Annotated in this window: 10 protein-coding genes; 6 read left to right on the plus strand and 4 right to left on the minus strand. The window is 68.9% G+C overall.

All coding sequences use genetic code 11. The features are described from left to right. Window positions 1–49: 49 nt before the first annotated feature. The 4 genes from trpC (at window position 50) to ACNS88_RS12240 (ending at window position 3,928) form a co-directional block, all read left to right on the plus strand. Window positions 50–859 (plus strand): indole-3-glycerol phosphate synthase, encoded by an 810-nt coding sequence (trpC, locus tag ACNS88_RS12225; RefSeq protein WP_435097940.1) that lies wholly within the window; start codon window positions 50–52, stop codon window positions 857–859. Continuing rightward, the gene (trpB, locus tag ACNS88_RS12230) at window positions 856–2,187 is read left to right on the plus strand and encodes a tryptophan synthase subunit beta (RefSeq protein ID WP_435097943.1); all 1,332 of its coding nucleotides are present in this window, start codon (window positions 856–858) and stop codon (window positions 2,185–2,187) included. The genes trpC and trpB overlap by 4 nt, the downstream gene beginning before the upstream one ends. Further along, complete coding sequence (gene trpA / locus ACNS88_RS12235) at window positions 2,188–3,054, plus strand: tryptophan synthase subunit alpha (RefSeq protein ID WP_435097946.1); 867 nt, start codon at window positions 2,188–2,190, stop codon at window positions 3,052–3,054. Window positions 3,055–3,136: 82 nt separating this feature from the next. After that, window positions 3,137–3,928: a 2-amino-3,7-dideoxy-D-threo-hept-6-ulosonate synthase gene (locus tag ACNS88_RS12240; RefSeq protein ID WP_435097949.1), complete on the plus strand. Its 792-nt coding sequence runs from the start codon at window positions 3,137–3,139 to the stop codon at window positions 3,926–3,928. A 3-nt stretch (window positions 3,929–3,931) separates the two neighbouring features. Here ACNS88_RS12240 and ACNS88_RS12245 read toward each other — a convergent pair whose 3' ends face one another. Beyond that, window positions 3,932–4,510 carry an NADPH-dependent FMN reductase gene (locus ACNS88_RS12245; protein ID WP_435097952.1) on the minus strand — a complete coding sequence of 193 codons (579 nt, stop codon included), beginning with the start codon at window positions 4,508–4,510 and terminating at the stop codon, window positions 3,932–3,934. Between the two features lie 120 nt (window positions 4,511–4,630). Between ACNS88_RS12245 and ACNS88_RS12250 the strand changes: the two genes are divergently transcribed. Together ACNS88_RS12250 and ACNS88_RS12255 are read left to right on the plus strand one after the other, a co-directional pair. Next, entirely contained in the window at window positions 4,631–5,803 is a 1,173-nt protein-coding gene (locus ACNS88_RS12250; RefSeq protein ID WP_435097955.1) for a 3-dehydroquinate synthase II, read from the plus strand. A 307-nt stretch (window positions 5,804–6,110) separates the two neighbouring features. Next, complete coding sequence (locus ACNS88_RS12255; RefSeq protein ID WP_435097958.1) at window positions 6,111–6,725, plus strand: hypothetical protein; 615 nt, start codon at window positions 6,111–6,113, stop codon at window positions 6,723–6,725. A 21-nt stretch (window positions 6,726–6,746) separates the two neighbouring features. On the opposite strand, the gene ACNS88_RS12260 is transcribed toward ACNS88_RS12255, so the two are convergent. From ACNS88_RS12260 to malA, 3 genes are all read right to left on the minus strand, one after another. Next, window positions 6,747–7,778 carry a sodium:calcium antiporter gene (locus tag ACNS88_RS12260; protein WP_435097961.1) on the minus strand — a complete coding sequence of 344 codons (1,032 nt, stop codon included), beginning with the start codon at window positions 7,776–7,778 and terminating at the stop codon, window positions 6,747–6,749. 4 nt (window positions 7,779–7,782) lie between these two features. Next, complete coding sequence (malQ, locus tag ACNS88_RS12265) at window positions 7,783–9,273, minus strand: 4-alpha-glucanotransferase (protein WP_435097964.1); 1,491 nt, start codon at window positions 9,271–9,273, stop codon at window positions 7,783–7,785. 88 nt (window positions 9,274–9,361) lie between these two features. Further along, complete coding sequence (malA, locus tag ACNS88_RS12270; protein WP_435097967.1) at window positions 9,362–11,473, minus strand: alpha-amylase MalA; 2,112 nt, start codon at window positions 11,471–11,473, stop codon at window positions 9,362–9,364. Between the last annotated feature and the right edge of the window lie 37 nt (window positions 11,474–11,510).

The following is an 11,510-nucleotide window of genomic DNA, read 5'->3' on the forward strand; positions in this document are numbered from 1 at the left end:
GACCGCGCCCGCAAGCCTTATGAACAAATACGTGCATTAGTGTACACTAATGGAGGATCAAAACGAGCTGGCCCCGGCGGTCAGATCGATCCTGTCGGCGGCCCGGGATCGGGCGGCCGAGGGTCGATCCGGCGAGGTCGCCGTCGAGCCGCGCGACCTGCGGGCGGCGTTCGACCGCGCCGAGGCGGACGTACGCGTCCCGCTGATCGCCGAGGTCAAGCCCACGAGTCCGACGACTCGTGGGACCCGCGACGACGACCCGGTCGAACTCGCACGGGAGATGGTGGCCGGCGGCGCGGCGGCGCTGAGCGTGCTCACCGAGCCGGCACATTTCGGCGGGAGCGTCGAAACGCTCGAACGCGTCCGAGAGGCGGTCGACGTGCCCGTCCTCCGGAAGGACTTCGTCGTCGCCGAGTCGCAGCTCGACGCGGTCGAGAGCGACGTGGTCCTGCTGATCGCCCGGTTCGTCGGCGACGATCTCTCTGACCTGCTCGCTGCCGCGCGCGACCGGGGCTTCCAAGTCCTCGTCGAGGTCCACGACCGGGACGAGCTGGAGCGCGCGGTCGACGCGGGCGCAACGATTATCGGCGTGAACAACCGCGACCTCGCCGAGCTGGTCGTCGACCTCGGAACCTTCGAGTCGGTGGCGCCCCACGTCCCAGACGACGTGACACTCATCGCCGAGAGCGGAATCGGATCGCGCGCCGACGTCCAGCGGATGCGCGCCGCGGGCGCCGACGCCCTCCTCGTCGGCAGCGCGATCATGGACGGCGATGTCGAAGCGAACACGCGCGAACTGGTGCGGGCGGAGGCGGACGGCGAGAGCGACACCCGAGACACCACGGAGACACCCACATGAGCGAGACGGAATCCACGACGAGCGAGGCGACGAGCGCGGGAGACGGAGCCGACGCGGCGACCCCGTCGCGACGCCCCGGCCGCGAGCGCGGGCGCGACGACGGGAAGTTCGGCCGCTACGGGGGTCAGTACGTCCCCGAGGCGCTGATGCCCGCGATCGAGGAGCTGGCGGACGCCTACGAGCGCTACGTGCTCAACAACGAGGACGGGTTTATGAACGAGTTCCGCGAGCGACTCGCGGATTTCGGCGGTCGGCCGACGCCGCTCCAGCGCGCCGACCGGCTCTCCGACCGCTACGATACGGAGGTGTACCTCAAACGCGAGGACCTCCTCCACGGCGGCGCGCACAAGCTGAACAACGCCCTCGGGCAGGTCCTGTTAGCGAAGTACATGGGCAAAGAGCGGATCATCGCGGAGACGGGCGCCGGCCAGCACGGCACCGCGACCGCGATGGCGGCCGCGCACCTCGATATGCCCTGTGAGATCTACATGGGCGAGCGCGACATCAACCGCCAGCGCCCCAACGTCTTCCGGATGAAGCTCAACGGGTCTGAGGTGAACCCGGTCACCGCGGGCCGCGGCACCCTGAAGGAGGCCATCTCCGAGACGATGCGCGACTGGGCGACCACCGTCGAGAACACCCACTACGTCATCGGCTCTATCGTCGGCCCGCACCCGTTCCCGGTGATGGTCCGGGACTTCCAGGCGGTCATCTCCGAGGAGGCGCGGGCACAGGCGATCGAGAAGATCGGCAACCTCCCGACCGACGTGGTCGCCTGCGCGGGCGGCGGCTCGAACACGATGGGCACGTTCGCCGGCTTCGTCGACGACGAGGCGGTCGCCCTGCACGCGGTCGAGGCCGGCGGGTCGACGCTGGAGGTCGACGAAGAGGCGGGCGTCGCCCCGAACTCGGCGTCGCTGTACACGGGTGACGAGGGCGTGCTCCACGGGGCGCGGACGAAGCTCCTGCAGGACTCCGACGGCCAGATCATGGAGAGCCACTCGATCTCGTCCGGGCTCGACTACGCCGGCGTCGGCCCGGAGCTCGCGTATCTCGTCGACGAGGGTCGCGTGGACCCGGTCGCCGTCGACGACGACGCCGCGTTAGAGGGGTTCCATCGGCTCTCCTCGACCGAGGGGATCATCCCCGCCTTGGAGACGGCCCACGCGTTCGGCTTCTTGGAGGAACACCACGAGGACCTCGGCGATAGCGTCGTCGTGAACGTCTCCGGGCGCGGCGACAAGGACCTCGACGCCGCCATCGAGGAGACGGACAAACGCGACATCGACGAGGCGCCGGACATGTCGATGTTCACGGGGGGGATTTAAATGGCCGACCGAGTCCCGGAGACGGGCAACTCCGAGGCCATCGCGGCCGCGTTCGCCGACGGCCCCGCCTACATCCCATACCTCGCCGTCGGCGACCCGGACTACGACTCTTCGATGGCGTACGTCGAGGCGCTCGACCGCGGCGGCGCGGACATTATCGAACTCGGGCTCCCCTTCTCGGAGCCGATCGCGGAGGGGTCGACCATTCAGGGGGCCTTAGTCCGCGCGCTCGACGCGGGGATGACGCCGGACCGGTTCTTCGCGTTCGCGGAGGAGGCCGACGTGGAGGCGCCGCTCGTCTGCATGACGTACTACAACCTGATCTACCAATACGGATCTGAAACCGGCCCCCGCCCCTTCGTCGAGCGCGCCGCCGCGGCCGGCATCGAGGGACTCGTCGTCCCCGACCTCCCGGCCGAGGAGGCCGATCCCCTACGAGAAGCGTGCGACGAGTTCGGGCTCGACCTCGTCTTCATCGTCGCGCCGACCACGGTCGACGACCGACTCGACCGGATCATGAGCCACGTCTCGGGATACGTCTACGTCCAGGCGCGGCTCGGAACCACCGGCGCGCGCAGCGACGTGTCCGACCAGACCACGCAGAGCCTCGATCGGCTCCGCGAGTACGACGTGCCGAAGGCCGTCGGGTTCGGAATCTCGTCGGGTGAGCACGCAGAGCGCATCGTTTCCGGCGGTGCCGACGGGATCATCGTCGGCTCGGCGCTCGTCGACATCGTCGCCGAGGGAGTCGACGACGACCTGTCGACCGCCGCGGTCGCAGACCGGCTAGAGGCGCTCTCGCGGGAGCTGAAAGAGGGTGCCGACCGCGGCTACGCCGCACGCGTCGAGGCCGCACAGTCGCAGTGACCGCGGCTTCGAGTCAATACGTCCCCGAACGAAACCCACTTACCTTCGATTGCCACACTCTCACACAACGACCGACACCATCATGACAGCAGGACTCTCGGCACGACTCAACCGCATCTCCACGAACGACCGATACCTCATTGTCCCCATGGACCACGGGCTCACAATGGGCGCCGTCGACGGCCTCGTCGACATCGAGTCGACGATCGACGGCGTGACGAGCGGCGGCGCGGACGCGGTACTCACCCAGAAGGGGATCGCACCGCGCGTTCACCCGAACAAAAACGACGCGGGCTACATCGTCCACGTCAACGGGTCGACGACGATCGGCCCCGACGAGAGCGACAAGCGCGTCACGGCCACGGCCGAGGACGCGGTGCGCGCCGGCGCCGACGCGGTCTCCTTCCACATCAACGTCGGCTCCGACCACGAGCCGGATCAGACCGAAGAGCTCGCGAAGCTGACCGCCGACGCCGACCGTCTCGGCCTCCCCGTGCTCGCGATGGCGTACGCGCGCGGGCCCGGCGTCGACGAGACCGATCCCGAGGCGCTCGGGCACGCGGTTCGGCTCGCCGAGGAGGTCGGCGCAGACGTGGTGAAGACCGGGTACTCCGGCGACGGCGACTCGTTTAAACGCGTCACGGAATCGACCCGGCTCCCGGTCGTCATCGCCGGCGGTTCGAAGGGGACCGACCGCGACACGGTGGAGATGGTTCGCGGCGCGATGGACGGCGACGCGGCCGGGGTGTCGATGGGGCGGTCGATCTTCCAGCACGAGGACCCCGAGGGGATCGCTCGCGCGGTGTCGGCGGTCGTTCACGACGACGCGGGCGTCGACGAGGCGCTCCGGGCCGGCGGGTTCGTCGAGGCCTGAGGCTCACTCGGCGCCGACGTTCTGTCCGCTCTCGAACGAGTCCGGGTCCGGTTCGATATCGGCGTACTGCACCGCGCGACGCCCCAGCGTGAGCACCCGTTCGTCGATGGCGTCGTCGACGAGGTCACCGTCCTCGAACTGCGCGTGGGCGCTCGGGACGGCCACCTGGTGAGGGATAACCCACGCGTTGAGCGCGCGACAGACGGAGCGGAGGTGTTCTAACGCCGTCACCGGGAACCCGCCGCCGGCGACGGCGAGCAGCCCGACCGTCTCGTCTTCGAACTCCTCGAAGCCGCAGTAGTCGAGCGCCGTCTTCACCGCGGACGAGTACGAGCCGTGGTACACCGGCGTGCCGAGGAGGACCGCGTCGGCCTCGCGGACCCGCCTTTTGAACGCGTCCGCGTCCCCCGCCTCGGCGTGATCGGCGTCGTACGTCGGGAGGTCGTAGGCGCGGAGGTCGATTAGCTCAGCGGTTCCCCCGGCACGGCGGACGCCGTCGAGCGCGCGACCGACGCCGAGTCGGGTGTAGCTCTCGTCTCGAAGGCTCCCGGCGATGCCGACGACGTGTGGTGAGTCGGACATGCTCCGGACGACGCGCCAGCGGCAGTAAAACGCTCGGGCAGACCCGGACCGCTCTCGCCCTCGCCCGCAACGCACGACCCTTCCGCAGTTTTCAAGCCCGCCCGCCGTGAGGTTCCGACAATGACACGCACGGTCTGGGTGAAAGCCGACGGAGATGTCGGGGACTGGGAGGCTCGCAAGCGACGGATTACGACCGCTATCGAGGCCGGCGCGGACTGGGTACTTGTCGACGAGAGCGACGTGGGCCGCGTCCGCGACCTCGGCGACATCTCGGTCGCCGCGTTTCGCTCGGAGGCGGACGTGATCGACGACGTCGAGAGCGACGCCGAGGCCGACGCCTACTTCGTCGGGAAGGGCGGCGAGGGCGACGGCACGATCGACATGCCCGAGGAGCTGTCCGGGTCCGCGGACCTCACGACGGTCCGTCGGCGCGACGACCGCGCGCAGGGCGTGTACGTCCGGGTGCTCGGCACCGAGTACGAGCGCTTCGCCGAGGAAGCCGCCACCGATGCCGACTTCACCGTTGTCGTCGGCGAGGACTGGTCGATCATTCCGCTCGAGAACCTGATCGCGCGGGTCGGCGAGGAGACGCACCTCGTCGCGGGCGCGACCACCGCCGCCGAGGCGCAGACGGCCTTCGAGACCCTTGAGATCGGCGCCGACGGCGTCCTCCTCGATTCCGACTCCCCCGACGAGATCCGCGGCGCGGTCGACGCCCGCGACGCCGCCGACCGCGAGACGCTCGACCTCCGGCACGCCGAGGTGACCGCGGTCGAGCGCACCGGTATGGCCGACCGCGTCTGTATCGACACCGGGTCGCTGATGGACGACGACGAGGGAATGTTGGTCGGGTCGATGTCGCGCGGGCTGTTCTTCGTCCACGCCGAGACCGCGGAGTCGCCGTACGTCGAGTCGCGCCCGTTCCGCGTGAACGCCGGCGCGGTCCACGCGTACGTCCGCAACGCCGAGGGCGGCACCAACTACCTCGCGGAGTTGTCGAGCGGCGACGAGGTGCAGGTCGTCGACACCGCGGGTCACACGCGCGAGGCGATCGTCGGGCGCGTGAAGATCGAGAAGCGACCGATGTTCCGGCTTCAGGCGGAGATCGAGACGGACGACGGGATCGACCGCATCGAGACGCTCATTCAGAACGCCGAGACGGTGAAGGTCGCGACCGCGGACGGCAAGAAGGCGGTCACCGATCTGGAGGAAGGCGACGAGGCGCTCGTCTACTACGAGGACGTGGCGCGCCACTTCGGCGAGGCGGTTGAAGAGAGTATTATTGAGAAGTGAGTGGCCGAGCGAATGCGAGGCCAATGCAAACGAGCCGGCCTCCGGCCGGCGAGTAGCGAGACCGAGCGAAGCGAGGTATCGTAGGCGAGCGGTGAAACCGCGAGCCGAGTGGCCGAGCGAATGCGAGGCCACTGCAAACGAGCGGGCCTCTGGCCCGCGAGCCGAGTGGTCGACCGGAGGGAGGGCTTATAAACGAGTCAGCTCTCGACCGTCGACTGGCGGGCGCGAGCGAACACGAGACCCTCTTCGACGCCGACCGATTGCGGCGACCCCAATTTTTATCAGAAAATTCATCGATCAGCGTTCTATGGCTGTCAGTCACGAGACCAGTCGCGTCGCAGACGGAAGCTTCGTGGAGCGCGTTCAGCACCTCGCAACGGCCGCAAACCCGGCGTTCGCGGCCGGCAGTCTCCTCGTCCCGTTGGCGTTCCTCGGCGCGAGCCTCCTGCTTTCGAGTACGGAGCTGCTCTTCTACACGCACGTCGCCGCGGGCGCGGTGTGGTTCGGATTCGCGTTGATCTTCCCGGCGATCATCGGCCCGACGCTCGGCGGACTCGACGAGGAGGCGTCGGCCGCGGTGACGACCACGCTCGTTCCGAAGGCGGTCTTCTTCCTCGTCGGCTTCTCGCTGACGACGGTGCTGTCGGGAACGGTACTCTTGACGCCCGACTTAGGGCTCGGATACGGGTTCGCGGGCCGATGGTCGTCGCTCGCGCTCGGCGTCGGGTGGGGGTTGTTCGCGTTCGGACTGGCGGTCCCGCATCGGCTGCACCTCAGCGCGTACTACGAGACGCGTTCGCCGAATCCGGACGCCTCGCGGCTCGAAGCGATCGAGAAGAAGAACCTCGCCGTCGGGCTGTTCGAGGCCGCGACGATGCTCGGGATCATCGTCCTGATGACCGGGTTCCGGCTGGGGGGTTGACGCCGCCGTCGACGAGGGGTCTTAAATCCCTTTAAGAATCGTCGTCGCTCCGACCGTCTCTGCGATCACCCACGCGATAAACAGGAGGTACGCGATCAACAGGACCGCCGACTCTCGCTCCGTGAGCGACAGGTCGGTCCGTAGGGTCGCGAACAACAGCACGGTCGCGACGGTGAGGACGCCGAGCATGGGAACGGCGGTCGAGAAGTTCACGTTGACGCTCCCGACGATCAACACGCCGACCGGAATGGCGACGAGCAGGTCGAACGTGTTCGACCCCAGCACGTTCCCGAGGCTCGTTCCGCCCCGCCCCTCGCGAGCAGTTCGGACGCTCACGAGCGCGTCCGGGAGACTCGTCGCCGCCGCGACGACCGTGATGCCGGCGAGGAACTCCGGGACGCCGAACGTCGCTCCGAGCGACTCCACCGACCCGACCAGCCGCTCGACGGCGACGCCGATAACGAGCAGGCCGACCGCGAGCTTCCCCCACTCGCGGCGGATATCGATGCCCTTCTTGACCCGATCGATCGCCGCGTCGCCGACGTCCTGGTACTGGATGAACAGGTAGAGCCCGTACAGTGCCAACGGGATCGCCGCGACGGGGCGGGTCAGCTCCCCCACGATCGGGTCCGACGAGACGGGGAAGTAGATGACCGCGAGCGAGAAGGTGACGATCAGCGCCGACACCGCGATCATGTAGAACTGCGCCTCCTTGTACACGATCGCGCGGCTGGCCTCGAGGTCATCGGGGGCGCTGAACCCGGAGAGTCCGGGAATCACGAGGATGTTGAATATCGCGGACCCCACGAGCGCGCCAACGCCCATGTCGAAGACCCCGGTGGCCGCGGTGACGACGACGCTCGCGAACTCGGGGAAGCTCGATCCGACGGCGACGACGACCGACCCCTGTACCACCGCCGGCAGCCCGTAGTACCCCGAGAGCGTCTCCGCGGACTCCTCCAGCCAGCCGCTCCCGATCCAGATGGCCCCGGTCGCGACGGCGATCACGGCGACGTGGACGATCGAGGCGTCTGGGAGGATCCCACCGAACATCGGGCTATCTCACGTGTTGCCCGGCGAGCTCCCACAGCCGGTCGGCGATCTCGCCGTCGAGCGCCTCGGGGCGGACGCGCCACTCCCAGTTCCCGTCGAGGGTGCCCGGCTCGTTGAACCGCGAGTCGCTTCCGAGCCCGAGCAGGTCCTGTACCGTCGTCATCGCTAACACCGCGTCGGAGGCCCACACCTCGTCGATTATCTCCCACTCCGTCGGGCTGTCGCCGTCGGCGCCGACGTTGAACCGGAAGCAGTCGCGCTGGCGCTCAGGCAGGCTCTCGAAGTAACCGACCCACGTGTTCGTGTCGTGCGTCGACGTGTACCCGACGACGCCTTCGGGGTAGTGCATCGGCTGGTACTCGTTACCCTCCGCACACCAGTCGGCGTACTGCGGGACGCGCATCCCGGGGAAGCCGAACTCCGCCATCAGCTCGTCCATCGCTTGCTCCTCGAACCCGAGGTCCTCGGCGATGAAGGGCGCCTGCCCCAGTTCGCGCTCGACGGTCTCGAACAGGTCGCGTCCCGGCCCCTCGCGCCACTCGCCGGCGGCCGGGTCGTCGCGGTCGGCCGGGATCGCCCAGTACTTGACGAACCCGAGGAAGTGGTCGAGCCGGGCCACGTCGGCGAGGTCGAACAGCCGCCGGAACCGGGCGATCCACCAGTCGTAGTCGCGCTCGGCGAGCCGGTCCCAGTCGTAGACGGGATTCCCCCAGCGCTGGCCGTTATCGCCCGCGTTCGGCGGGACCCCCGCGACTGCTGCCGGACGGTTCTCGGCGTCGAGCCGGAACGCCTCCGGGTTCGCCCACACGTCCGCGGAGTCGAACGCGACGTAGATCGGCACGTCGCCGACGATCGACACGCCCTCGTCGTCGGCGACCGCCCGGAGGTCGCGCCATTGCCGGTCGAACGTCCACTGGAGGAACTCTCGGAACCGGACCTCCGTCGCGTGTCGCTCGCGGGCCTCGGCGAGCGCATCGTGTTCTCGCGTCCGGAGCGGATCGGGCCAGTCGACCCATGTATCTTCGTCTCTCGCGTCCGAGAGCGCCCGGAACAGCGCGTAGTCGTCGAGCCACGGCTCGCGCTCCCGGAAGGCGTCGAACTCGTCCGGCACTCCGCCGGCTCCCTCATCGTCGAACCGCTCGAACGCGGCCCGTAACAGCGGCTGTTTGTACTCGCGGACCGCTTCGTAGTCGACCCGGTCGTCGGGGAAGTCGGGGATCGGTTCGAGCTCCGATTCGCGGAGCCACCCGTCGTCGACGAGCCCGTCGAGGTCGATCAGGAGGGGGTTACCGGCGAACGCGGAGGGTGACTGGTACGGAGACTCTCCGGCGCCGTCCGTCGTCGGCCCGACCGGGCAGATCTGCCAGTGGCGGACGTCGGCGTCGCCGAGGAAGGAGAGGAACGCCTTCGCCCCGTCGCCGAGGTCACCGATGCCGTGTCTCCCCGGGAGCGAGGTGACGTGACAGAACACACCGCCGGAGCGATCGAGTCGCATGCGTTCCCCTGCGACTCCCACCGACTCAAGCGTTGCGCCCATGCGGTCTCAGAGACCGGGTCACCGTTCGCCCGCTTCGCCGATCTCCTCAGCGTCCCGCGTCTCGGACGACCGCCACGTCGTCGACGCGGATCCGCTCGGTCCCGTCTCCGTCGACGACCACGCAGGGCTCGTCGGTCACGAGATTCCGGTCGTCGTGATCGACGCCGACTGAGACGCTCGCCGGTTCGGGCGCGAAGTTGAGGACGACGACCAGCGATTCCTCGCCGTTGCTCCGCCGGAACGCCACCACGTCGTCGGGGTGAACGTCGCCGGTGGCGACGATGGGTCGCGCCGAGAGATCGCCGCTGGCGACGTGGTACGCCACTCGGTCGAGGTCGCCGTCGGGCCCGAGCGCGGGGTGGCCGGCCCGGACCGCAAGCAGTCGCTCGTAGCGGTCGCGGACCCCTTCTCGGGCGTGCTCCCACGCGATCGCGTCGCGGCGGCCGCGCTGGCCGATCTCCTGGCCCGCGTAGATCATCGGGACGCCCGGCAGCGTGACGATCGCCGCTCCCGCGGCGGCCGCGGCGGCGTCGCCGCACTCGACGCGGTAGCGCGTTTCGTCGTGGTTCTCGATGTACTGGAGGAACTCGGCGTGGTCCGGGAACCCGATCTCGGCGCGCTGGTCGATCGCGTCGAGCAGCGACGTGGCGGGGTCGACGCCCCGGCCGATCTGGCGGAGCTGGAAGTACAGCGTCGCGTCGAAGTGAACGTCGAACATCCCCTCGTGGAAGCCGGGGATGTACGGGATCGTCTCGTCCATCAGCAGGAACTCCCGGTCGATGTCTTTCACGCGGTCGCGGAGTTCGCGCCAGAAGGAGTCGGGCACAGCCCACGCCATGTCGCACCGGAACCCGTCCACGAGCGGGGCCCACTCGTCGATCACGTCGAGGAGGAACCGCCGGACATCGAGGTTCGCGTGGTTCAGGTTCGCGATCAGCTCCCAGTCGAAGTACGTCCCCGGCTCGCCGGAGTCCTGCCACTCGTAGCGGTCGCGGTACGGGGAGTCCGGGTTCCGATAGGCGTCTCGGAACCACTCGTGGTCGCGCGCGGTGTGGTTGGCGACGAAGTCGAACAGCACGCGCATCCCGTGGTCGTGTGCCGTCTCGACGAGCGCCTCGTAGTCGTCGCGGTCGCCGAGGTCCTCGGCCACGTCGAAGAAGTCGGTGATGTTGTACCCGTGCGGCTTCCCGTCGTTTTTCAGGACCGGCGTGAGCCACAGGGTGTCGACGCCCAGGTCGGCGATCTCGGGGATCCGATCGGCGATCGCTTCGAACGTCTTCCCCGTCTCCTCGTCGTCGCCTTCGCCGTCGCTTTCGTCGGCGAACGTCCGGACGTACACCTCGTAGACGGTCGCCTCTTTCGTCCACGTCGGCGGATCGTTGAGCTGCACCGTCTCGAAAGCGGGGCCGTTCGGGCCGTCGATCGGTCCGCCCTCGCCGTCTCCTCGACCCGCGTCGGAATCACTCCGATCGACCGCGACCGCGTCGGCGACGCTGACGCGGGGCTCTGCTCCGGGTTCCGCGGCGACCGCGACCCCGTGGACGCGTAGCCGGTTCGAGACGGCGGGTACGGGAATCCGAAGCTCTCGCCCGTCCTCGCTCGTCTCGAGCGCGCCTCGCGGATTCGTTCGCCCCTCCGCCACCGCGCTCGCGACGTCGCGGTCGTCGACGATGAACGCCACCCGGAGGTCGTCCGCGCCGAGCGAGGAATGAGGGTTGGGTGTCGGCATCGCTTGGACCACGATTTCGGGGTCCCCGTCGTCGTTTTCGCTGTCGACCACGCTCGCGTCCAGCCGCACGCGCGGCTTCCCCACGCCCTCGTCGCCGTGCGGTTCGCCGTAGCTGACCGGTGCGTCCCCGGCGGTGCGGTCGCGGATCGCCGTCCCGCTTCCGCCCTCGACGTCGACGCCCTCGTAGCTCGACGGGAACGCGCGGACGGTCAACAGGTGGTCGTCGTCCGGGGCGTCGAGCCCGATCAGGTAGCGTCCGGGCACGTCGGGGGTGAACTCTGTCACCGGGTCGGTTCCGACGGTCGCCTCGCTGTCTGGCGGGGCGTCGACGACGTACCACTCGTAGGATCCGCTCGGGTCCGGATCTCGCGGCGCAAGCTCCGTGGTCTCGCCGGTCGCGAGGAATCGCGGGGGTCCGGGATGGTGCATATCACCCTCATCGGTGCCCGGGGTCTTCGTTGTTGCT

Origin of the sequence: Halorubrum shenae (assembly GCF_051194165.1) — an archaeon.
Classification (GTDB): Archaea; Halobacteriota; Halobacteria; order Halobacteriales; family Haloferacaceae; genus Halorubrum.

Coding starts and splice junctions, on each gene's coding strand:
- trpC (WP_435097940.1), top strand. CDS start 50: ATGGAGGATCAAAACGAGCTGGCCCCGGCGGTCAGATCGATCCTGTCG.
- ACNS88_RS12250 (WP_435097955.1), top strand. CDS start 4,631: ATGACACGCACGGTCTGGGTGAAAGCCGACGGAGATGTCGGGGACTGG.
- ACNS88_RS12245 (WP_435097952.1), bottom strand. CDS start 4,510: ATGTCCGACTCACCACACGTCGTCGGCATCGCCGGGAGCCTTCGAGAC.
- malQ (WP_435097964.1), bottom strand. CDS start 9,273: ATGCGACTCGATCGCTCCGGCGGTGTGTTCTGTCACGTCACCTCGCTC.
- ACNS88_RS12240 (WP_435097949.1), top strand. CDS start 3,137: ATGACAGCAGGACTCTCGGCACGACTCAACCGCATCTCCACGAACGAC.
- trpA (WP_435097946.1), top strand. CDS start 2,188: ATGGCCGACCGAGTCCCGGAGACGGGCAACTCCGAGGCCATCGCGGCC.
- malA (WP_435097967.1), bottom strand. CDS start 11,473: ATGCACCATCCCGGACCCCCGCGATTCCTCGCGACCGGCGAGACCACG.
- ACNS88_RS12255 (WP_435097958.1), top strand. CDS start 6,111: ATGGCTGTCAGTCACGAGACCAGTCGCGTCGCAGACGGAAGCTTCGTG.
- ACNS88_RS12260 (WP_435097961.1), bottom strand. CDS start 7,778: ATGTTCGGTGGGATCCTCCCAGACGCCTCGATCGTCCACGTCGCCGTG.
- trpB (WP_435097943.1), top strand. CDS start 856: ATGAGCGAGACGGAATCCACGACGAGCGAGGCGACGAGCGCGGGAGAC.